Below are 24,363 nucleotides of genomic sequence, written 5' to 3'. Positions count from 1 at the left end.
CTTAATCATAATCAAATAAATTATTTAATAAAAAGATATTCGATTTAAGGTAGTGTTATTATTATTGGTCCATTTAGAATTTATCAGATTTTACTAATCATTGTAATGATTATTGCCATAATCTTCATGTATAATAGGGTCCGCAATAAGAGATCAACTCCTGCAACCTTTGCATTATGGGTGGTTGTTTGGATGGTGGTCTTATTCTTTGCTTTCGCCCCTAAAATAAGTGATCCCCTAGCAGGATTCTTCGGATTCAGCAGAGGACTGGATCTATTGATTATAGCAGGATTTGCAGTAATCGCATATGCTGGATTTAGATTTTATATTAAAATCGACAATCTAAATCAGAATATGACTGATTTGGTTAGGGAAATTGCTATAAGAAATGAAATACAATTGGATGAAGAAAATGATGAATAGTCTTCATCATCACTTTTTCTTTTTATTGGAGTTTATATAAGTAATATTTTTTAGATTAATTGTTGTTTATTCAACTAAAATAATTATTAATGATTTTTAATTATTTATATTGCTGTTAAACGATAATGAATCTAAAAAATACTATTTTTTAAATTCTAACAAGATTAAATACTTAACTACAAAAGACATTTTAACTATTTATTTAATTAAATAGACAAAGATATCTTTAATTTAACAATAAAGATATTTTATTATTCATTTAACTGCAAAAGACATTTTAACTATTTGTTTAATTAAATAGAAACTAAAAAAGAATTATATAATTATTATTTAATAGGTTAGATTATGTTATTATATTTTAGAGGATGTACTGCACGAGAGAAGTTAGATTCAATAAGTGAAGCCACTCAAAGCTTATTAAAACTCTTTAACATTGAATATGAAATCTTAGACAACGAACAGTGCTGTGGGTCTGTTTTGCTTAGAACTGGCTTTAAGGAAGATGGAATCGAACAGATGAATAAAACCTACTCAGACATTAAAGGAAAGACCATTTTAACTTCCTGTGCAGGATGCTATAAAACTCTTAAGGAAGATTATAAGACTTATCTGGATGCAGATTTAGAAGTAATTCATATTTCCCAACTTTTAAATGAATTGATTAATGAAAATAGCATCAATAAGTTAGATAAAGACTTATTAATCACTTATCATGATCCTTGTCACTTAGGAAGACATGCGGGGGAATATGAAGCTCCACGTTCAGTTATTAAGACTTTTTCCAATCTGACTGAAATGAAGAATATTAAAGAAAAGTCAAGATGCTGTGGCTCTGGAGGTGGAGTTAAGTCTGCTTATGGCGATTTGTCTAATTCCATAGCCAAATTAAGAATTGCAGAAGCAAATGAAACTGGTGCAGACTTATTGGTTTCAGCATGTCCATTCTGCAAATTAAATCTAAGTCAAAACTCTGATGATTTGGAAGTTTTAGACCTGTCTGAATTTGTTTTAAAAATGCTTAAAGAAAGTGATTTGGACTTATCCAATTTAAAAATGCTTGAAGAAGATAATTTGGAGTTATCTAAAAATAAGAAGATGGAATAATGAAAGAAGAAGAAATAGAATCAATGAGAAAAATATTCTCCCAGCTTAAAGACAAAATCGAACCTCTTTCACAGTCTCCTGCAATACAAGCTCTTCAAAAGAGGGTCATGGAAATTAGAAAAGAAGCCATAAAAAACAACAGTCAGCTTTTAGAAACAGTTCAAAATAGCTTTAAGGAAAACGACATCGACTGCTTTTTAGCAAGCAATGATATAGAGGCTCAAAAAATCATTTTAGACCTAATCAATGAAGAGATAGAATCTAACCCCAATATAGACAGCAATGATGTATACATATGCAAATCCAAATCCAACACCCTTAGGGAGATAGGATTTCTGGAACTTATGGAAGAAAACAACTACAATGTCATTGAAACAGATTTGGGAGACCGCATACTTCAATTGAAAAAGGAAGATAACGATCCGGTCCATCCCACAGGACCTGCATCACACCTTACAGTATCAGACATTGCAGATATCGTCAACCAATCAATGGACTTGAATCTAAATCCTGTTCCAAAGGAAATAATGGAAGCCGTTAGGTCTGATGTATTGAATCTCATGCATAAGTCTTATATTGGCATAAGCGGCTCAAACTCAATAGCTGCAGAGGACGGTGCAATTCTGATGGTTCACAATGAAGGAAACATCAGCTTTGTCCAATCAAAGAAGCTCCATATAATTGTAGCTGGAATAGATAAGCTGGTCCCACATCTTGAGGATTCAGTTTCAATTGCAAAGCTGGAGACTGCATATGCCACAGGAAAGCCTTTAACCTCTTATATGAATATAGTTTCAGGCCCTTCAAAGACAGCAGACATTGAAAAGAAGCTTTTAAAGAATATGTATGGTGCTGAAAGGGTTGCTGTTATCCTTCTTGACAATGGAAGGTCAAAGGCAATTGATGAATGCCTATGGTGCATTGGCTGCGGCAATTGCATTGTAAGCTGTCCGGTATACAATATAATTGGAAACAAATTTGGCTATTCCAGTTATTTGGGAGGAAGAGGAATTGCCTTAAGCCGATATCTTAAGGATAATGAGGTAAGCGTTGATTCTGGATTGTATATGTGCACCTTATGTGGAATGTGCACTGAAAACTGTCCGGTTCTCACTCCAACTTATGAAATCATTGAAAACTTACGTTGCGATAGCCAAAAAGAAGGCCTCTTTCGCAATCAGCACAAATCTATTAGGGACAATATTAAAAATAAGGGTTCTCCTTATTAATCCTCCTTTTAGATTAAATTTTTACTTCTTATTTTAAATTACACAACTTTTTATACATTTTTTTAATTCTTAATTTTTTCAAAAATTTGAAAAATTTTCATTTTCTTATTATTTCGAAAAATTTCATTTTTTTGCAATTTTTTTCTTCTATTTTTTGCTCATTTTTTCCTAATTTTTCAAATTTCTAAACTAATTTTTCCGAAATTTCACGGAATTTTTCCTAAATTTTTTGCTCATTTTTTCCTAATTTTTCAATTTTTTAATCTAATTTTTTTAAAATTTCACTGATTTTTTCCTAAATTTTTTGCTCATTTTTTCCAAAAATTGCCAATTTTCAAGGCAAAATTTTTTAATTTTTCCAACATTCTCAAGACTTTTTTTCACTCGAAGTCCAAGTTTAAATCACCATTCACACTTAAGTAAAAATTGATGTGAAGATGTGAAATTGATATGAAAATGTGAAATTGATGTCAAAGTGCTAAATTGATTTAAAAGTGTTAAATTGATGTGAAGATGTGAAATTGATATGAAAATGTGAAATTGACTTGAGAATAGTAAATTGTTACGAAATCGAAACAATTTTACATTTTAAAATCAATTTTAAGGCGATATAAAACCGTTTAGTATATAAAGGAGAACTTACAACATATATTTGAAGGAAAAACCCCCTGAAAGTGATTTTTAATTTTTAAAATTTGGTGGTTTTTTCAACTGGATTTTATTTTTTAAAAATAATTTTCGGGGATAAAAATCATAATTTTGGATTTGAAAGATTTGGTTTAATCAGATTCCAACACAATGTTTTTAAATCATCTTTTTCATTAAAAAAATTTTGATTATTATTAAATATCTGATTCAGATTAACTTGATCTTTTCAGATTTGAAAAATAGCTCATTTTAATCGGATTTTTTGGTTTAATAAATATAATTTATTTATTCATTAGACCACGAAGATTTAATAAAATATTTCTTATTTGTTAAATCCGACATTTGATTCATTTGAATGATTTTAATCATTTCTAAAATTCCATTCATTTGATTCAAACAATTTAATAATATTTTTCCTTCGAGTATGTGAGGTGTTAATCAGTGAAATTAAAATTAATATATTTAATTTGTATGATTTGCTGTGTTTTATTAACATTTTCAACTGTTAGTGCAATTGATATGGATGGAAATCTAACTGCTTCAGTTAATCATTTAGATGGCTCCCATTCAGATCAGTCTGCATTTATTTCACAGTCTGAATCTTCGAAAACAAATTTAAATGCAAATAATAATTTAAGAGTTTCTAGTGGAGATTATGATTGTGTAGAAACTATGAATGAATTGTCTAATTTAGATTCAAAGGATTCTAAAGATAATAACTTATCCAAGGATAAAACATCTTTAAAATCTGATCTAAATTCTATTGATTCAGATGAGTATTCTCTTAAATCTAGTCTTAGTTCTATTAATTCTAGTAAGAAATCTTCTTATGAAGATGGAGATAATGAATATGAGAACTTGGAGGATTCTTTAGATTCAAAGAATAAAAATTCTTTAAGTTCCAATGCTCTAGGAGCAGGCACAAGTACATTTGGCGATTTGCAAACCATGATAAACAATGCCCAAGAGGGTTCAACAATCAATCTTGATGGAAAGACATTTATCGGAAACGGCTCATTTATAACCATAAAGAAGGCCATCACCATAAACGGTGGCTCTGCTACAAACTTGGCACGATTCGATGCAAGAAACTTATCATATATATTTAAGATAAGCGCATCCAACGTCCATATAAAGAACTGTTATTTCTCATACAGTACCAACTGTTCCGTATATTTCTTTGGAAATGGATCCTCAATAGATAATTGCCATTTCGACTACAATTATAAGCACCTGTGGGTTGCTGTAAACATCAAGTACTTCTCACTTACAAACTGCAATTTCACAAATGGAAAGACAGATATGGGAAGTACCGCATATGTGGTAGCAGACAATGCCACTGTGAAAAACTGCAATTTCATCAACAATGAAGCAAGCGGAACCGAACAATGTTACGGTGCTGCATTGCAGATAGGGGCTTCATCCTCAGGCATAAATGAAGGATATGTGGTAAATTGCACCTTCATAAACAATAGGGTTATCACCACCCATAGCTATTCCCATGCAGGAGCGCTATGCTTCCGTCCGGGAATCAAGGTCTATAATTCCACTTTCATCAACAATTACTGCAATAGGATGGGAGGTGCCACAACCCTTCACAGCGATGGGGAGATAATGAACTGCACATTCATCAACAACAGCGCAGGGGAATATGGCGGAGCAATCTCAACAGGGCTTATGGCTGATAATATCAGCGTAAACATTACAGGATGTACTTTTATAAATAACTATGCCCCTATGGGCGGAGCGATTCTGATAAAAGGAAATAATGTAAAGGTAACTAATTCTACATTTAAAGAAAACAAGGCAAGAGAAAATGACGGTGGAGCAGTTTACATTCTAGGTAACGATGCTTTGATATTGAATTCCACATTCCAGAGCAATTATGCAAAGAATGTGGGAGCAGGGATTCTAATCAACGGTTCATATGTGACTGTCTTGAATTCCAGCTTCGCAAGAAACAATGCAAGCTATGGTGCTGGAATCTATGTTATAGGTTCAAATGCAAATCTTTTCAGCTCAAACTTCACTAACCACAATGTCAAGAACGGCTCTGTCTATATAAAGGGTATAGGCGCTTATGTTTATAACTGTAATTTTGCAAGCAACACTGGAGAAAACGGAGCTGCATTATATATTGAAGGCTCAAACACAACATTGATTTTAAGCAATTTCACAAATAACAATGTTACAAAGGACGGAGGGGCAATCTATGTTGTAGGCTCAAATGCCAAGCTAATGGCTTCAAATTTCCTATACAACAATGCGATTCCAAGCGAATCAGACATTAAAAGCGGCCTTGGAGGCGCTGTATACATTAAGGGAAACAGCAATACAATCGATTCCTCAAGCTTCAAGTACAATACAGCACGTAACGGATCTGCAATATATACCGACGGAAAAAACATGAACCTTTCAAATGACAATTTTGACAGGAATCAGGCATGGTCATATGTATTGGATTCTGTGATAAAACCAAGCAGCAGTTATTTTAACAGAAGCGATATTTTAATTAATTTAACTTTGATAGGTGGCAATAATATTGCTAATGCAATTTATAATACTGCTTCAGTGAATGATATTTACTTTTATAATGTAAGCTATATATCCTCAAAGGGTAAAAAAGTAACTACTTCAAATGAAATACATCCGGTAAATGGTGCATCAAACAGCCAAAACGGTGCATTGCTATACCAGGATGACCGTGAAGACAATCAATTGGTAAATGTTATTGTGTATAAGGATCCTAATAGCAAATCTACTTCCTTATCTGCAATAAACAAAAACGACATAATCCTAAACAAGACATTCACAACAGGAATTCTTGGAAACGTGTCCTTGAATCTCAGCTCATCTGTGGGCAAGGCAATAGCTCCAGGAAACTATCTTCTATATGCAAAGCACACTGAAGATGACTATTACAAGGAAATAGATGAGGACAATCAGTTTGAGATTCTCCCTCTTGTGGATGTGGCTGTAGACATTGTCTCCAGCAAGGATATAGTGGAATATAACAGAACAAACAAGTTCACAGTCAAGGTTATAAACAATGGTCCAAACAATGCTACAGACGTTCAGGTAAGTGCTGTGCTTCCTAAAGGACTGATACTCGTTTCTTCAAGTCCATCTGTTGGCACTTACAATTCTAGCACTGGAATCTGGACCATTGGCAACTTAAATAGCGGAGTTAACCAGACCTTAGCCATAAACACAAGGGCTAACACTACAGGTGCAGTAAATTATCCGGTTAGCGTATCCTCCTATGAAAAGGACACAAACGAAGCTAACAATAAGGATAACCAATCAATAAAGATACCTGAATGTGACTTGCTCATTGACATTGCCTCATCTAATCACAGCCCTAAATATAGCGATATTGTAAACTGGACAGTCACCGTTAAAAACAACGGTCCGGATGATGCAAGCAAAGTTGTAGTTTCCTTAGGCAATCTCTCTGGAAACGAATTGATATATCAAAAGTCCACAAATGCCAATTTCAATATAAGCACTCAGACATTGGAGCTTTCCAAATTGGCTAGTGGATCAAACGTAAGCTTTGTAATAACTACCAAGGTAAACGCTTCCAATAAGAAGATTACAGTAAATTCCTCAGTAAGCTCAGATACATTTGAATATAACCTAAACAACAATCAGGACAACGATTATGTCAATGTGGCCCCATTATGTGATGTTGGAATAACTGTAAAGGTCTCTAACAGGACTGCAAACAGAAATGACCTTGTCAAATGGACAATAACAGTTAAAAACTACGGTCCTGATAAGGCAAGCAATGTAAATGTTGCACTCAGTGACCTAGCAAGCTTAGGATTAGGCCTTGTTAACAAGTCAGACGCCAATTACGCTTCAAACGAATGGAATGTAGGGGACCTTAACAAGGATGCCTCTAAGGAATTGGTGATTAGCACTAAGGTAAACACTGAAAATAAGAACATTGTCCTTAAGGGAACTGTAAATACAAGCACTTATGAGACAAATAAGGCTAATAATCTTGCAAATGACACATTATCTGTCAATCCTTATTGTGATGTCTTGATTGAAGTGACTGCATCAGATAACAGTGCTAACAAGAATGATGTCATTACTTGGACTGTCAATGTTAAAAACAACGGCCCAAATCAGGCTAAGGATGTTAAGGTCTCATTGACCAATATGGAAAAATTAGGCTTAATAGTCCAAAACAGGTCATTCACCTTTAAGGATATTGCCGTATTGGAGAATTCCACATTCAACTTCAACAAGTCAAGCAATATATGGTCCATCGGAAGCATGGCCTCCGGAGACATCTCAAGCATGACTGTAAAGACCAAGGTCAACTGTTCAGATAAGGTCTTATCAGTTGAGGGAAATGTATCAACAAGCACTTATGAGCTTAATAAAGCCAATAACCATGATGATGACCTCTTGACTGTAGAGGAATTATGTGATTTGGCTGTTGAAGTGAACGCTTCAAAGAAGACTGCAAATAAGGGCGATATTGTAAACTGGACAATAAAAATAAAAAACAATGGTCCGGACACCGCTTCTGATGTCTTCTTGACAGTATCTGATTTGGAATCTTTAGGAATGGTCTTTGTAAATTCATCAAGCAAAGATTTTGACAGCGAATCATTCGCTTGGGAGATTGGAGAGCTTGCAAGCGGAAAGGGACTGACTCTCATATTGGCCACTCAAGTGGACACCTCTGATGAGACCATAATGGTTGAAGCTGATGTGGATACAAGCACATATGAATTGAACAAGGCAAACAATGCTGATAATGATTCATTAAATGTCAATCCATGCTGTGATATTGTCATAGACATATCAGTCTCTGATTCTCCTGTAAACAAGGAAGATATTGTCAATTGGACTATTGTGGTAACTAATGATGGTCCTGACGATGCAAAGGCTGTTGTGGTCAATCTAACTGACTTGGAACCTTTAGCCCTAATCATAATGAATGTTTCCGAGAGTTCTTATGATAATGGCCAATGGACAATAGGCGATTTGCCTGATGGAGAAAGTCAAAGCCTTATTATTACAACAAAGGCAAACTGTTCCAATGACACTATAAAACTTGATGGAATTGTCGATACAAGCACCTTTGAGCTAGATAAGAGCAATAACCATAATGATGATATTTTAGAGATTGATCCTTTATGTGACTTATCAATTGAAATATCAGTATCTGATTCTCCTGTAAACAATGGGGACATTGTAAATTGGACTATTGTAGTTGCCAATGACGGCCCAGATGGTGCCAGCGATGTGATTGTCAGTTTATCTGATTTGGAATCATTGAACTTGGAAATATTAAACGTTTCAGAGGATAATTTCAATCCTGAAACTTATGAATGGATAATAGGTGATTTAGATAATAATGAAAATGCTAGCTTAATAATTTCCGCAAAAGTAAATACTTCAGACGATATATTGGATGTTGAGTCTACAGTTGACAGCAAGACTTTTGAATTGAATAAGGATAATAACTATGACAATGAAAGCCTTATTGTAAATCCTTTATGCGATCTTATCATAGATATATCTGTGTCCGATTCTCCAGTTAATACAGAAGATCTTGTCGATTGGACAATAACAGTAACTAATGACGGTCCAGATATGGCTGAAAACGTTAAAGTCTATTTGAATGACTTAGATGCTTTAAACTTAATTTTAGTTAATGCTTCCGAGGATTCATTTGATGGGGACGCCTATCAATGGATCATTGGCAATCTGGACAATGGCGATGCTGTTGAATTGCTCATTACAACAAGGGTTAACGCTTCCAATAAGACAATAGAAGTTGAATCAGCTGTTTTAAGCGACACCTTTGAATTGAATAAGGAAAATAACTATGATAATGATACAGTCACAGTAAATCCTTTATGCGATTTGATTGTAGTTGTTGATGTGTCAAATTCAACAATAAATAAGGATGAGGTAGTCAATTGGACAATAACTGTCACTAATGATGGCCCTGACACTGCAGAGAATGTAATCTTAGACTTAAGCGACCTTGAGGATTTAGGATTGATAGTCTTGAATGTATCTGATGATTCCTATAATCCAGAATCCGGTAAATGGATTATAGGGGATTTGGCTCCAGGAGAGACTGTTGATTTAATAGTCACAACTCAAGCAAATGTGTCCAATGCATCTTTGCCTGTAGAGGCCATAGTACAAGGCGATACTTATGAGCTTAATAAGGACAACAACCATGACGATAAGCTATTGGATGTCAATCCTTTATGCGATTTGGTAATTGAGATAACTGTATCCAACAGCTCTGTAAACAAGGGAGGCACTGTTGAATGGACCATAGTTGTTTATAATGACGGTCCAGATGATGCATCTGATGTTATAGTCACTTTAGATGACTTGAAGACCTTAGGACTAATCCTTTCCAATGTGACTTATGGAACAACAAGCATGGACATCTCATATGACGGTTCTAGATTGTTTGTTAAGGACATTTCTTCAGAAGATTCTGAAAATTCTGATTCCATAGATGAAAGTGATAGTTCATCCCCTAATATGCTTAAAGCAAGCTCTAAATTAGATGGTGTTGGTTCTGATTTAGATAATGGGGAATTAAAATCACTCAAATCTGGCTCTTATTTAAGTGATGATTCATCTAATGATTCAGATAAAGCTTCAAACACATTCGATGAAGAAACTAACTTATGGTACATTGGAGATTTAGCCAAAGGAAACAGTATTTCTTTGAAATTATTGACAGAGGTTAATAGGTCAAATGATAATATAACTCTTCCTTCAAATGTGGATACAAGCACTTATGAAGTCGTTAAATCCAATAACTTTGACAGCGCTATTGTAGAAGTTCTTCCATTAGCTGATAATGGAGATAATGAATCTGTAAATAGTTCTGATTCTAATGGTGATAATCCTTTAGATGGTGATGGAAACAGTACATCTGATGGTTCTAATCCTGATGGTGATAATTCTTCAGATGGTGATGGAAACAGTACATCTGATGGTTCTGATCCTAATGGTGGAAATGGTGATGAACCTTTAGATGGTGATGGAAACAATAGTTCTAATGGTTCTGGTAATCCTGATGGTTCTGATTCTAATGGTGATAATCCTTTAGATGGTGATGGAAACAGTACATCTGACGGTTCCGATAATTCCGATGGTGATAATAAGTCTGGTGATAATTCCGGAAATCCTGATGGTTCTGATTCTAATGGTGATAATCCTTTAGATGGTGATGGAAACAGTACATCTGACGGTTCTGGTAATCCTGATGGTTCTGGTTCTTCTGATGGTGATAATTCTGGCAATTCTGATGCTGGTGAAAAGTCTGATGATGGTTCCAGTGATACTGATGGCTCTGGAAATACCGATGGCAATGGCTCTTTGGATGAAGATGGCGATAATGACTCAGGCAGCGGTTCTGGTAATTATGGCAGTGACCTTTATGATATGTACCCTTGGGATGATTATATGGATAATAAAACCAATGACGGATCCAATAAAAACAACCAGGGGGATAATAATTCCCATGCAGGCAAAAAGGTCAAAAATCCAACTAAAAAGAACCTTAGCAATCACGTCCAAGCTAAACAACAAAAAGGAGTTCCAATGAAAAATACTGGACATCCATTGGCATTATTGGTTTTAACCATTTTTGCTTTGTTTACATTAAGCTATAGAAAATTTAAATTTTAGTAATGGAGTTTTATAACTCCATTTTTTCTTTTTTTCAAATTTGAAATATATTTTCAAAATTTATTTATTTAGCATGGATTTTTACTTATTTTTCTTAAATTTTCCCTATTTTTTTAATAGTTTTTACTTATTTTTTTCCAAAATTTAATGAAAAAAGCTTAAAAAATATAAACCTTTTTATAATATTATTAATATAATTATAAATAATCTAAAATTTTTTATATTATATTAATTTTTTAAAAACTTTTAATAATTCTAAATATTGGTTTTTATTTAAGATTTTTAAAAAGCAAGATATAAGAAGTTTTAATCTTAAAAAAATATTTATTTAAATTAATTAAAATTTAAAAAAACTGATTTAATTAATTTATTTATTTTCAATTTAATCAAAATTATTAATATACTTTTCAATTTTTATATTTATGGAGGAATATATTTGCTTTTATTAATTAGTCCTATAAATCATGAAGAAGCTGTTGAATCTATTGAAGGTGGAGCAGACATTGTTGATGTTAAAAATCCTAAAGAAGGTTCCTTAGGAGCTAATTTCCCTTGGGTAATTAAGGATATCAGAGAGCTTACCCCAAAGGATATGCTTGTAAGCGCAACTTTAGGAGATGTTCCATACAAGCCTGGAACCGTTTCTCTTGCTGCAATGGGAGCTTTAGTCTCTGGTGCAGATTATATTAAAGTCGGATTATATGGTCCAAGCAACTATGAAGAAGGCGTAGAAGTAATGAAAGGTGTAGTTAAGGCTGTAAAAGACACTAATCCTGATGCTACAGTTGTTGCTTCCGGCTATGCAGATGCTCATAGAGTTGGAGCTGTAAGTCCTTGGGACATTCCTAAGGTGGCAAAGGATTCAGGAGCAGACATTGCCATGTTAGATACAGCTGTCAAGGATGGACATACTTTATTTGATTATCTAGACATTGACGATTGTAGAAAATTCACAGAAGAAGCTCATAGCTATGGATTGAAAGTTGCCTTAGCAGGATCTGTTAAAAAAGACCAATTAAAGCCATTATATGATGTTGGCTGTGATGTAGTTGGTGTTAGAGGGGCTGCTTGTGTTGGCGGAGACAGAAACACTGGCCATATTGATAGAACTGCTGTAGCTGAATTAAAAGAGCTTGTACAATCATTTGAAGAATAGATATAGACTAAAAAGCCACATACATTTATATTATTCAATGGCTTTATATTATTCAAGTGTTTATCTATTCAAAAAATAAATTCATTAAATTATCCAAATTAATTCTTATTAACTTAAGAATTAATTTTTTTTAAATCATTAATTAATTTTTATTTATTTATTCAATAATTAATTCTTTATAATAGCTTTGCTATTCATTTAAAGAGTTTTTATTTATTTATTCAATAATTAATTCTTTATTATAGCCTTTGCTATTCATTTAAAGAATTAATTTTTTTTAAACTTTTAATTAACTTTTATTTGTTGATTTATTTAAGGATTAGGAGGTTAAATATTGAGTTTTTCAGACAAAATTTATAATGCAAAACCTGGTTATACTTATGATGATTTTTTATTGGTTCCAAATGCTTCCTGGATTGAAGCGAAGGATGTAGACACTAAAATAAACCTTACAAAGGATATCAAACTTAACATTCCTATTATGAGTGCTGCAATGGATACCGTAACTGAAGCTGATTTGGCTATCGCACTTGCTCAAGAGGGTGGAATCGGTGTAATTCACCGTAACATCAATCAAGAGGCTCAAGTCGCTGAAGTCAGAAAGGTAAAAAGCGCTGAAGACATCACTGTACGTGATGTTGTAACCATCAGTCCTGACTCCTCTATCGAAACAGTCCAAGACATTATGGAAAACGAATCAGTCAGCGGTCTTCCTGTAATGGAAGGGGACAGGATTGTAGGAATCATCTCCAAAAGGGATGTAAGGCCATTCCTAAAAAACGATTCCAAAAGATTGGTTAAGGAAATCATGACTTCCGATGTTGTCACAATCAAGGAAAACATCTCTCAAGAGGAAGCTTTAGATATCGCCTATGAAAATAAGGTTGAAAGATTGCCTGTCGTTAATGAGGATGGCGCTTTAGTAGGTATTCTAACCATTAAAGACATATTAAATCAAGATCAGCATCCTAACGCTGCAGTAGATAAGAACGGAAAATACCTTGTTGCAGCTGCCTGCGGTCCATTTGACCTTGACAGGGCTATGGCATTGGATGAGGCAGGAGCAGACATCATTTCAATCGACTGTGCTCACGCACATAACATGAATGTGGTCAAGTTTGCTGAAACCATTAAGGACAATATCGATGCAGACTTATGTATGGGTAACATTGCAACTAAAGAGGCTGCTGAAGACTTGATTGCACATGGTGCAGACGGCCTTAAGGTAGGTATCGGTCCAGGTTCAATCTGTACCACCCGTATTGTAGCTGGAATCGGCGTTCCGCAGCTCACTGCAATTGCAGATGTTGCAGATGTTGCAGGAGAAGCAGGCATTCCAGTCATTGCAGACGGAGGTCTCAGATACTCCGGTGACATTGCAAAGGCTATCGGTGCAGGTGCAGATGTTGTAATGCTCGGTAACTTGCTTGCAGGTACTTTAGAGGCTCCAGGTGATGTAGTAACCATGAATGGAAGAAAGTTCAAACAATACCGTGGAATGGGTTCCATGGGAGCGATGACTGGAGGTTCCGGAGGTGGAGCTGACAGATACTTCCAAGAATTGGAAAAAGGATCTCACATGAAACATTCCAAGCTAGTCCCTGAAGGTGTTGAAGGTGTAGTTCCATATAAGGGAACTGTAGCTGAAGTTGTCTTCCAATTGGTTGGAGGATTAAAGTCTTCCATGGGCTACTGTGGAGCTAAGGACATTCAAACCATGAAAGAAGTTGCTAGATTCGTTAGAATTACCACAAGCGGTATTAAGGAATCTCACCCACATGACTTCTTAATCACTAATGAAAGTCCTAATTATCCAACTTTAGACTAAAATCATATGTTTTAGTCTTACTTTTTACTTTTTTTATTATCTTATTATTTATTTTAATTACAATCTATTTTTTATTCTTATTTTTAATTACAATCTATTATTTTAATTACAAACTATTCTTTATCTTTTTTTAATTATTATTCACTTTTAATTTTTTAAATTCAATTTACTAAATTTTTAGGATGAAACTGTTTATTGGGGTATGCTTTTAGCAAATTATTACTTAAATCAAAAAAGAACATTTTATATATGAGAATAAATTTAATATATATTAAAAATGTTCTTAATGTTTTGGGGATAATTAATGACACATTTGACTATTACAGAATACCGAGAAATGGTAAAGGATATAATTGAATTTAAAAATGAAAATGGTAAGATGCCTGATTTTGCAAGCGTAAACAATCAGGAAATCTCTCATGAGAATTATTCCGCCATGATAAACGATGTTAATAACTATATTCTACAGCATGGCAGAAGCCCTGAATTTGTTCAAATTAAATGATTATGTCTGTTTTTATTCAAGATCTTTAAAAAATTATATTGAGTATAATTTTATTCTAAGTTGTTAAACTTTATTAATAGTTTATTTTAGGCTATTTTATCTTTTTTTTGCATATATTTACTTTAATAATTAGTTATTTTTAGGCTATTCGATCTATTGCTTTTATTTATTTTAGACTATTTTATCTAATTTTTAAACAAATATCAATAATCATTTAACTGGTTAATTAATGAATGATTAATTTATTATACTTAAAACAATAAAATATAAATTGTATCTAATTATTAAAACAATAATTATTTCTATTGACGATTATTTTTATCTTGGAGATTATAAAAATGAAAGAAAATAAAGAAATGAACTGGAAAATTAAATTTGCAATTATCATGTTTGTTTTGGCAGTTCTTATTTTCCTTGCTCGATACCTTATCTGCGGAGATGGGGAAGAGATCATCGCTTATCTTTGGAAGCATATCGGATTTATTCCAATAGATATCCTCATTGTAGCATTGGTTCTTGAAGAGATCATGGGAAGAAAAGAGCATGAAGCCATTTTAGAGAAGATAGACATGCTTATGGGTACATTCTTCTCTGAGATTGGAAATGATTTAATTGCAGAATTAAGCAAGGCCAATGTAAATAAGGCTAACACTGATGATTTAAAGGCTATTAAATCATGGAACGATAAAGATTATGATAATAAACTAAAAGAATTGAAAAACAATCCTGTAGACTTTAAGGCCAATATCGCTCCAGAGGAAAGGGAAGATTTCTTAAACAGAATCCAGAGCTTATTGGTTGAAAACAGAGAATTTTTAGTAAATCTTATCAATAACCCTAACTTGCTTGAGAAAGATGAATTCTCATCACTTCTGCTTGCATTATTGCACTTGGATGAAGAGCTTGCAAGAAGAGGTGAATTAACTGACATAAAGGATGCTGATTTCAATCACTTGAATGGTGATATGAAAAGGGTTTATTCCAAATTGGTTTATGAATGGGTTTATTATTTAAAATACCTTAATAAGCATTATCCTTATATGATATCTCTTGCTATACGTACCAATCCGTTTGATAGCGAAGCAGATGTTCATGTGACTGAATAATTCTTATTTTAAATTCTTTTATTTTATTTTTAACTATTTTTAACTTCTATTTTTATTTTTTAATTTCTATCTTAATTTTTTAACTTCTATTTTTACTTTTTAACTTCTATTTTTTATCCCTTACATTTTTTATAACTTTTTATTACTTTTTCAATATTTTTTAATAATTCATTAACTTATTTAAGTTTAATTTTTTTAATTTATTAAAAGTAAAAATACTTATTTTCTACTAAAAACAATAATAAATTATTCTTATTCGCAAATAAAACAATAATAAATCCATAATCTATAAAATACCCTTTTAAAATCAGTTATTTCAGTCGAATAAATCCATTTCAATACATAAGAAATAATTCCATAAATATGAATAAATATAAATAGTATTTAAATATATAAATATAAATACAATGATATTTTTTTTTTAATGTATTAGGTAAGCCTATATATAAAGATTTTAAGATAATTTTGCTAACTATAATAATTTTAATTCAATAAAAAAAAATTTAATTGGATAAAAAAGACACTGTGAGAACTTTAGTGTACTAAATTCTTTTTTTTATAAAATTTAGTATTCTTAAACTTATAAAAGGGACTTAAATGAAGCAACATTCTGTAGGTAGAGTTGAAACTAAGACATTTGCCATCAATGATAAATTAAAATTAAGTTCAGGAAAGACTCTAGAAAATGTGGAACTTGCTTATGAAACCTACGGGGAATTAAATACTGCAAAGACCAACGCCATTCTTGTATGTCACGCACTCACTGGGGACGCCCATGCTGCAGGCTGGCATAAGAACGCTACAAAGCCTGGCTGGTGGGAGATAGTGATAGGCCCTGGAAAGGCATTGGATACTGACAAGTATTTTGTAATCTGCTCCAATGTTTTAGGTGGATGTAAGGGTTCTACCGGTCCTGCATCAATCAATCCAAAAACCAATGAGGAATATGCGCTTGACTTTCCAATCATTACAATAGAGGATATGGTTCATGCTCAAAAGAAGCTGATTGAACATTTGGGAATAGAAAAGCTCCATGCTGTAGTTGGAGGTTCAATGGGTGGAATGCAAGCCTTGCAATGGACAGTCTCATATCCTAATATGATGAAAAAGGCAAGCATAATCGCCACAACAGCTAGGTCTTCCCCTCAGCAGATTGCCTTTAATGAGGTAGGAAGGCAGTCCATCATTTCAGATCCGTTCTGGAACAATGGACAGTACTATGGAAAGAACAGAACTCCTCGTTCTGGTTTGGCTGTAGCCCGTATGATTGGCCACATCACATATCTTAGTGATGAATCAATGTATATCAAGTTTGGAAGGGAATTGCAGGATAAGGATCAGCTAAGCTATGACTTTACCCTTGATTTCCAGGTGGAAAGCTATCTTCACCACCAAGGGGAAAGTTTTGTAAAGCGTTTTGACGCTAATTCATATTTATACATTACAAAGGCGGTTGATTACTTTGATCTGTCTGTTGATGGCTCATTGCCTGACGGATTGAAGAATGTAAAGGCCAAGTTCCAGATTATAGCTGTAGATTCTGATTGGCTATATCCTGTAGACCAGTCTAAGGACTTGCTTACAGCCCTTCAGACCCTTGGGGTTGAAGTGAGCTATAATGAAGTAAAATCAGATTACGGACATGACGCATTCCTTTTGGAAAACGGTCAGATGAACTTCCTTTTAAACAATTTCCTCTCTGAGAATGTGGTTGACGACCTTATGAAAACTGATGTTCCAACCATTGACATCAATTCCACAATAAAGGATGCTGCTAACATAATGTTTGACAATCAGGTCACTCACCTTCCTGTAGTGGATGAGAATGATAAGCTGCTTGGAATAGTCACTGCATGGGACTTATCCAAGTCCATTGCAAAGGACTGCAAGCTTTTAGAGGATGTTATGACTAAGGATGTCAGATATTGTAAGTCTACTGACTCTATTGAATACATTTCAAGACAGATGAAGAAGTTTGACATTTCCTGCTTGCCTGTGGTCAATGATGACCTATGCCTTGAGGGAATTATTACAACTGATCAGATTAGTCATTTGATTTCATCTTATTAGGTTTTTTAAACCTAATTTTTAATTTTTTACTTATTTATAACTTCTATTTTTATTTTTTAACTTCATTTTTACTTTTTAATTTCTATTTTTACTTTTTAATTATTATTTTCCTATTATATTGGTTCTGCTATGTTTTCGATTTCAAGTCAAAATTGTTTTGATTTCGTAACAATTTATTACTTTCACATCAATTTCACACTTTCACATCAATTTTACATTTTCATATCAATTTTACATTTTCAAATCAATTTCACACTTTCACATCAATTTTACGAGATGAAGTAAATATTGTTTTAATTTCGCTACAATATTGATGGGGCTTAAACTACCTTTTTTAGGATTAACCTACTAATTTATATACTACATTTAAAATATGACTAATTATATGGACTTTAGATTGGATTTAAAAAATTAATATTGATTTTTTATTTTAATTTTGTTATCAATTAACTATCCTTTTTCAGATTTTTAAAAGATCTTAAAAAGTTTTTTAAATCGTCTAAGTTCCTGATAAATTTGGAGGTAGAAAATGAAAGATATGGAATATCCGAATGAAGAAGCTAAAGAAAAGTTTGAAGAGATAATGTTAAGAAGATTAAGGCTATTATATGGCATAGATGTGTCTGAAATGGAAATCATTAATATTTCTTTAGGAGAGTCTAGTGTAGAGCCTACCATTAGAATTGTATTAATTGATTCCACTGAGGAAGATTGTATTAGAGTATTTGAAATTGCTTAAGGAGGAATTTTATGACTTATAACTGTTGTTTAAAGACTTCAAGGGAATATACTGAAGAAGGATTATTGAATCTCATTGCTGAGACATTTGATACAGACGTTTCAGGTTTGAAGGTTGAAAACATCGACTCCTATGAAGATGATAGAGGTGAGAACTTCATAATTACCTGTTCCAAGGAAGAGGGAAATATGAAGACAATAAAAGTGTTTCATGCTTATGGCTAGTTAATAACGAACATTTGAAGTAAATAGGATTTAATTTTGCTTATTCCAACATTTGAAACTGTTTTAAAACTTAAATTTGCTTATTCGAACATTTAATACTATTTAAAACTTAATTTTGCTTATTCGAACATTTGAAACTGTTTTAAAACTTAATTTTGCTAAATCAGGCATTTGAAACTTATTTTATTAAAAAGAACATTTGAAAACTTAATTAAAAAAGCAAAACTATCCCATTTAAAAGTTCTCCCTAATTTAACTTGAAACTTAAAATTATTAAGATAAATTTTTATATCTTATCTAATAAAACTATAAGCAATATAAATAGGATAAGTTAATATGGGAGAGAAAGCACAATGGGATAGTTCCCTTTCATTTATATTTGCTATGATTGGAGCAGCTGTAGGGCTTGGAAACATATGGCGTTTCAGCTATGTACTATACTCTAACGGAGGAGGATCATTCTTCATTCCTTATTTTGTAGCAATAGCAATCATGGGAATTCCTTTTTTAATACTTGAATATGGTGTTGGATTCAGCTTTAAGGATTCGTTCACGAATATCTTAAAGAAAATAGATGGAAGGCTTGAAATAGTAGCCTGGATACTGATTCTTTTTGTATTTATAGTTGTAATTTATTATATGGTCATACTGAGTTGGGATATGGTATATCTGCTGACCAGCTTTACATTTGGCTGGGGAGTGGACACTGCAGCTTACTTTACAAATACAGTTGGAGGCAGTGCAGATTTGGCAAAGGGGGGAATCTTTTTAATTCCTACAACCATATGCGTAGTCCTTATGTGGATTGTATTATGGTTTATATCCCATAGGGATGTTGACAAGGGAATAGGAAAGGTTTCAAAAGTATTGATCCCATCCCTTTTTGTCATCATGGGAATAATCGTATTCTATTCAATCACATTGCCAGGACATATGATAGGAATTGATGCATTGCTTCGTCCTAACTGGAGAATGCTTCTTGATGTCAATATCTGGCTTGCAGCATTTGCACAGATCATCTTCTCATTAAGCATGGGGCAGGCAATCGCCCTTACATATGCAAGCTATCTTCCAGAGTCCTCAAGGCTCACTGACAATGTATTGATAGTTGTCGCCTCAAATTCATTGTTTGAAATATTCACAGCATTTGGAGTCTTTTCCATATTGGGATACATGTCATTGAATTCTGGAATGGCCTTAAACAAATTGGTTACAGAAGGAACAGGGCTTGTATTTATTGTTTTCCCAATGATATTCAATGTCATGGGTACGGTAGGAAGAGTATTGGCACCTCTCTTGTTTTTAGCAATTCTATTTGCTGGAATCACTTCCGCTTTAGGCTTCTTCGAGCCTATGCTAAGCTCAGCAAGTTCCAAGTTTAATCTAAGCCGTAAGAGGACAGCCACTATCCTTTCAATTATAGGATGCGCATTCTCAATACTTCTTACAACTGGAATAAGCAGTTATCTTGTTGGAGTAATCGATTCATTTGTAAATCAATTCGGAATCCTCCTGCTTATAGGAGTTCAGTGCATAATATTTGCTTGGGTTTATGGAATAGATCATTTCATTCCAGTTTTAAATGAAAACGGCATATTAAAGGTAGGAAAAATTTGGAAGTTTATAATCAAATACCTATTGCCGGTTGTGCTATTCGTTATCTGGGCATATGGAATATTTACTTTATTCACAACTGCAAAGACATTTGAGATAATGGTTGATATAATTATAATCGTTGCAGTTCTTATTCTAAGCTTTATATTGTCTCACTTGAATCCAAGAGGAAGCAATGAAGACAATGCTTAATTAATTATTAAATTAAATTTTAATATGTTTTTAGCTCCTATGGGGGTTAAATTCATTCTATTTTTTATTCTTTTTATTCAAATCTAATTCTTTTTTTATTTAACTCTTTATTTTTCTTTAATTTTAAATACTCGTTCTAATTTTTCTATTTTTCACATAATATTGAATTTTAATACTTTTCAAAATCTAATGTGTTTTAGATACTTTTTTTATTTTTTTCAGTTTTGTAAAATCTAATGTATTTTAGATACTTTTTTATTTTTTTAGTTTTGTAAAATCTAATGTGTTTTAGATACTATTATGTACTCTTTTAATCCATTAAAGGCAGTTTTTTGCCCAATTAAAAATAAAATTCCCATTAAAACAAAAAGAAAATTTAATATTTATAGAAATTTAAATTATAAGTATATAAAAAATATAAATCAGAAGTGCAAGCATGAATATAACAGAAAATCAGTCTGATAATGATGAAAAAATATTAACAAAGTCATTTTGTCTTATTTTTGGAGCTTTGCTCTTTACAGCCCTTGTAATGTATGCATTGATGTCCACTGTAACAGAGTATGCCAGCTCTATGGGTTCCACTGCAACTATTGCAGGTCTTGTATCTGGAATATATGTATTCGGTGGGCTTTGTTCAAGAATATATTCAGCAAATGCATTGGAAAAGAAGGATTGGAAGACCTTAGCCCTAATATTCCTTTCAATTCACTTTTTAGCATGCATATTGTACTTCTTTGTCGACAATGTCGAATTGCTTATTTTAGTCAGATTCATCCATGGCCTTGGATTTGGAGCTTCAGCAAATGCAATAGTGACTATTGCAAGTTCAATTCTTCCTAAAAAACGCTTTGGAGAGGCTTTCGGATACTTTATGCTTGGAACCACTATCGCTGTAGGATTAGGTCCATATATCAGCGGATTCTTCTATGATATCTGGGGCTCTTTCGGCAGCTTTCTTCTAGCTACTGTATTCTCATTCATAGCATTGGTCTGTGTCTTTTTCCTTGATATAGAAAGGTATCATCCAGATGAAAAGATAAATAATGAAGATATTTTATCTGATGCTGAATCAGTAGGCACAGAATCTATAGATGCAAACCCAATCAAAAAACAAAAGGAAAAAAGAAGCTTCATTGAAAAGATATTTGAAATAGATGCTATCCCCGTCTCCCTATTTACAGCATTGACTGCACTTGGATATGTGTCCATACTCTCATTCTATAGGCTTTATGCAGTGGAACTGGACCTGGTTGGCCCATTCTCAATTTTCTTTTTAATCTATTCAGTCATCCTAGTTGCATCAAGGCCAATTGCAGGTAAGATTCAGGATAAAAATGGGGATAAGATCATCTGTGTAATAGGCATAGTTGCACAGTCAATAGGACTCTTCCTTATAGCTTATGCTCCATCTGACATAACAATTTATATCTGTGCTGTATGTGCGGCTTTAGGTTTTGGAACCTTGAATTCAGCATGCACAACAATCGTTACAAGGAATTGCTCAATCGACCGCCGTCCTTATGCTATTTCCACTTTCTTCATATTCTGTGACAGCACTATAGGATTCGGTCCTGCTTTGCTTGGATGCTTTGTAAGTGCTACAAGTGGATATGCTCCTATTTATTATATCTCTGCATTCATTACTCTAATGGCACTTCCAATCTGTTTATATTCCTTAAGAAATAAATAATCTGCTTATTTTCTAAATTTAGGCGCTTAATTATCTGAATAAAGATATGAAAAATATTTTTTTAAAATCATACAAAATGATAATTTTTTTAGATTAATCCTACCATTTAAACATATATCTTTAAAATAACTGAATGAAATAACCAAATTTCATCAAAGAATTGAAAATTATAGAAAGTTTTAATAGTTTATAAGGCCAATATATTATTAAATCATTGTTTAAATGATTAATTAAGGAGTGAAAAAAATGAATGCTAAAAAACTAACTATTCTAGCAGCCTTAGCTATTCTCGCTATCGTTGCAGTAGGCTCAGTAAGTGCTTTTGACTTAAATTTCCTTGGAGGAGACGACAGCTCAACCACTACTGTAGGAGGAATTGAATTCAATATCCCAGAGGGATATGAGATAAATGATACATACACTATAGAAAATCAAACTAGAACCAGCAGCGGAGGCAATGAATACATTGTAAATCAGGAAGGCTATGGAAACTCCGACGGTGAGGAACTATTGTTCTTAGTTGGACATTATGATACTGATATCACCAATGAAATGCTTTCCGCAATGAAAGTTGGTGATGAAAAAACCATTAACGGCCAAGAAGGTTTTATAACTTCCGATGATGTATACACTGTATTCTCTTTTGCTAAAGATGGTGAATTGGTTACAGTAACCGTTTCAGATGAAAGTGCCCTTGAAAGCATAATCAAATAGTTTGAATAGTTTATTTTCTTTTTACATTTTTATCTTTTTTTATTTTATTCTTGCTTTTTTTATTATTTTTAAATCAATTTGATGATTATATGAGGAGATATTCATGAACAATAAAAAAATATTTGCCATTGCAGCTTTAGCCATTATAGCTATCGTAGCAGTAGGATCAGTCAGTGCTTTTGATTTAAATTTCTTTGGAGGAGATGACAAGCAAACCACTACTCTTGGAGGAATTGAATTCAATATCCCAGAGGGATATGAAATAGTAGATAACTACACTATAGTAAATGAAACTCTACATGATGGTGATGATGAATACATTGTAAACAGCCAGTATTATGAAAACGATGATGGGGATTCACTAGAGCTCTATACTTCAGATTATCAGGATGATATGGAAGACTATATTTTAAAAATACTGACTAAAGGGGATGAAAAAACCATTAACGGTCGAAAAGGTTATATAAATTCTGAAGACGGATTTACAATGTTCAGTTTTGTGGATGATGGTAATTTAGGTTTTGTTACTGTTTCAGATGAAAGCATACTTGAGGAGGTAGTTAAATAAATAAAACAATTACCTTCCTTTTGTTTTTTGCTAAAATAAAATAGAAACGTTTAATTATTCACATGAATGCTTTCTTTTTATCTTTGCTAAAATAAAATAGAAACGTTTAATTATTCGCATATTCTTTTTATCTTTGCTAAAATAAAATAGAAACGTTTAATTATTGATAAGAAAATAAATATTATTAACATCATATTTTTGATGATTAATTTAGGAGAGAAATAATGGATAATAAAAAAATATTTGTTATTGTAGCTTTGGCTCTTTTAGCTATCGTTGCAGTAGGATCTGTTAGCGCTCTTGATTTAGGTTTCCTTGGAGGAAATGACGATCAAGACACTGCTGCTGAAGATAGCGATGCCAAGACAACTACTATTAAAGGAATTGAATTTAACATTCCAGACGGATATGTTAAAGCAGAAAATTACACCTTAGATGGTGAAACAAGATCAAGCGGAAGTATAGACTATAAGGTATATCAAGAAGGTTATGAAAAAGGCGCTACCGATGCAATCCTTTTCTTAATTGGAGATTATCCAACTGACTTAACTGACGATATGCTTGAACAAATGAATTTAGGTGAACCAAAGACCATTAACGGTCATGACGGTTACATAACCACTTCCAACGAAGGCGGAGACACATTCACTGTATTCTTCTATGCAGAAGATGGTGACTTAGTCACTGTTACTGTAACAGACGACACCCTTCTTGAAGAAATTATTAAATAGATTTAACAGTTAAATTTTTAATTTAACTTTATTCTTTTTTACTTTTTTCAAACAAGATCTTTAATTCTATAATATTTTAAATGTCTTTTTTTTATTTTTTTATTTTCCTTTTTCTTTTATTATTTTT

The 24,363-nt window shown here is 32.9% G+C and carries 16 protein-coding genes; all 16 read left to right on the top strand.

Translation table 11 applies throughout. The features are described 5' to 3' along the window. The first annotated feature begins 57 nt into the window (after positions 1-57). Positions 58-423 (top strand): DUF2304 family protein, encoded by a 366-nt coding sequence (locus MRU_RS06070; RefSeq protein ID WP_338036737.1) that lies wholly within the window; start codon positions 58-60, stop codon positions 421-423. A gap of 345 nt (positions 424-768) precedes the next feature. Further along, on the top strand, positions 769-1,527 hold the full coding sequence (locus MRU_RS06065) for a (Fe-S)-binding protein (RefSeq protein ID WP_012956011.1): 759 nt from the start codon (positions 769-771) through the stop codon (positions 1,525-1,527). After that, entirely contained in the window at positions 1,527-2,756 is a 1,230-nt protein-coding gene (locus MRU_RS06060; RefSeq protein ID WP_012956010.1) for an LUD domain-containing protein, read from the top strand. The genes MRU_RS06065 and MRU_RS06060 overlap by 1 nt, the downstream gene beginning before the upstream one ends. Before the next feature lie 1,119 nt (positions 2,757-3,875). Further along, positions 3,876-11,096 (top strand): right-handed parallel beta-helix repeat-containing protein, encoded by a 7,221-nt coding sequence (locus tag MRU_RS06055; RefSeq protein WP_171776165.1) that lies wholly within the window; start codon positions 3,876-3,878, stop codon positions 11,094-11,096. Between the two features lie 436 nt (positions 11,097-11,532). After that, entirely contained in the window at positions 11,533-12,252 is a 720-nt protein-coding gene (locus tag MRU_RS06050; protein ID WP_012956008.1) for a (5-formylfuran-3-yl)methyl phosphate synthase, read from the top strand. 334 nt (positions 12,253-12,586) lie between these two features. Then, positions 12,587-14,080 carry an IMP dehydrogenase gene (gene guaB / locus MRU_RS06045; RefSeq protein ID WP_012956007.1) on the top strand — a complete coding sequence of 498 codons (1,494 nt, stop codon included), beginning with the start codon at positions 12,587-12,589 and terminating at the stop codon, positions 14,078-14,080. A gap of 304 nt (positions 14,081-14,384) precedes the next feature. Then, positions 14,385-14,585 (top strand): pseudomurein-binding repeat-containing protein, encoded by a 201-nt coding sequence (locus MRU_RS06040; RefSeq protein ID WP_012956006.1) that lies wholly within the window; start codon positions 14,385-14,387, stop codon positions 14,583-14,585. A 338-nt stretch (positions 14,586-14,923) separates the two neighbouring features. Then, on the top strand, positions 14,924-15,691 hold the full coding sequence (locus MRU_RS06035; RefSeq protein WP_012956005.1) for a hypothetical protein: 768 nt from the start codon (positions 14,924-14,926) through the stop codon (positions 15,689-15,691). A gap of 597 nt (positions 15,692-16,288) precedes the next feature. Then, complete coding sequence (gene metX / locus MRU_RS06030; RefSeq protein ID WP_012956004.1) at positions 16,289-17,761, top strand: homoserine O-acetyltransferase MetX; 1,473 nt, start codon at positions 16,289-16,291, stop codon at positions 17,759-17,761. Between the two features lie 529 nt (positions 17,762-18,290). Beyond that, positions 18,291-18,500 (top strand): hypothetical protein, encoded by a 210-nt coding sequence (locus MRU_RS06025; protein ID WP_012956003.1) that lies wholly within the window; start codon positions 18,291-18,293, stop codon positions 18,498-18,500. A gap of 11 nt (positions 18,501-18,511) precedes the next feature. Next, positions 18,512-18,724: a hypothetical protein gene (locus MRU_RS06020; RefSeq protein WP_012956002.1), complete on the top strand. Its 213-nt coding sequence runs from the start codon at positions 18,512-18,514 to the stop codon at positions 18,722-18,724. A 336-nt stretch (positions 18,725-19,060) separates the two neighbouring features. Next, positions 19,061-20,530, top strand: a complete 1,470-nt coding sequence (locus MRU_RS06015) for a sodium-dependent transporter (RefSeq protein ID WP_012956001.1) — start codon at positions 19,061-19,063, stop codon at positions 20,528-20,530. A gap of 436 nt (positions 20,531-20,966) precedes the next feature. After that, the gene (locus MRU_RS06010) at positions 20,967-22,223 is read left to right on the top strand and encodes an MFS transporter (RefSeq protein ID WP_012956000.1); all 1,257 of its coding nucleotides are present in this window, start codon (positions 20,967-20,969) and stop codon (positions 22,221-22,223) included. Positions 22,224-22,469: 246 nt separating this feature from the next. After that, entirely contained in the window at positions 22,470-22,937 is a 468-nt protein-coding gene (locus tag MRU_RS06005; protein WP_012955999.1) for a hypothetical protein, read from the top strand. 103 nt (positions 22,938-23,040) lie between these two features. After that, entirely contained in the window at positions 23,041-23,505 is a 465-nt protein-coding gene (locus tag MRU_RS06000) for a hypothetical protein (protein WP_012955998.1), read from the top strand. A 224-nt stretch (positions 23,506-23,729) separates the two neighbouring features. Next, positions 23,730-24,236, top strand: coding sequence for a hypothetical protein (locus MRU_RS05995; protein ID WP_012955997.1), 507 nt, complete (start codon positions 23,730-23,732; stop codon positions 24,234-24,236). Positions 24,237-24,363 lie beyond the last annotated feature (127 nt).

It is taken from the genome of Methanobrevibacter ruminantium M1 (genome assembly GCF_000024185.1).
In the GTDB taxonomy this organism is placed as follows: domain Archaea; phylum Methanobacteriota; class Methanobacteria; order Methanobacteriales; family Methanobacteriaceae; genus Methanobrevibacter; species Methanobrevibacter ruminantium.
Note: the sequence above shows the minus strand (reverse complement) of the source record. Positions and strands in the feature narration are given on the sequence as shown.

Excerpts from the sequence above, each read along its gene's own strand:
- MRU_RS06065 (WP_012956011.1), top strand. The coding sequence starts at position 769 with ATGTTATTATATTTTAGAGGATGTACTGCACGAGAGAAGTTAGATTCA.
- MRU_RS06060 (WP_012956010.1), top strand. The coding sequence starts at position 1,527 with ATGAAAGAAGAAGAAATAGAATCAATGAGAAAAATATTCTCCCAGCTT.
- MRU_RS06055 (WP_171776165.1), top strand. The coding sequence starts at position 3,876 with ATGATTTGCTGTGTTTTATTAACATTTTCAACTGTTAGTGCAATTGAT.
- MRU_RS06040 (WP_012956006.1), top strand. The coding sequence starts at position 14,385 with ATGACACATTTGACTATTACAGAATACCGAGAAATGGTAAAGGATATA.
- MRU_RS06035 (WP_012956005.1), top strand. The coding sequence starts at position 14,924 with ATGAAAGAAAATAAAGAAATGAACTGGAAAATTAAATTTGCAATTATC.
- metX (WP_012956004.1), top strand. The coding sequence starts at position 16,289 with ATGAAGCAACATTCTGTAGGTAGAGTTGAAACTAAGACATTTGCCATC.
- MRU_RS06025 (WP_012956003.1), top strand. The coding sequence starts at position 18,291 with ATGAAAGATATGGAATATCCGAATGAAGAAGCTAAAGAAAAGTTTGAA.
- MRU_RS06020 (WP_012956002.1), top strand. The coding sequence starts at position 18,512 with ATGACTTATAACTGTTGTTTAAAGACTTCAAGGGAATATACTGAAGAA.
- MRU_RS06015 (WP_012956001.1), top strand. The coding sequence starts at position 19,061 with ATGGGAGAGAAAGCACAATGGGATAGTTCCCTTTCATTTATATTTGCT.
- MRU_RS06010 (WP_012956000.1), top strand. The coding sequence starts at position 20,967 with ATGAATATAACAGAAAATCAGTCTGATAATGATGAAAAAATATTAACA.
- MRU_RS06005 (WP_012955999.1), top strand. The coding sequence starts at position 22,470 with ATGAATGCTAAAAAACTAACTATTCTAGCAGCCTTAGCTATTCTCGCT.
- MRU_RS06000 (WP_012955998.1), top strand. The coding sequence starts at position 23,041 with ATGAACAATAAAAAAATATTTGCCATTGCAGCTTTAGCCATTATAGCT.
- MRU_RS05995 (WP_012955997.1), top strand. The coding sequence starts at position 23,730 with ATGGATAATAAAAAAATATTTGTTATTGTAGCTTTGGCTCTTTTAGCT.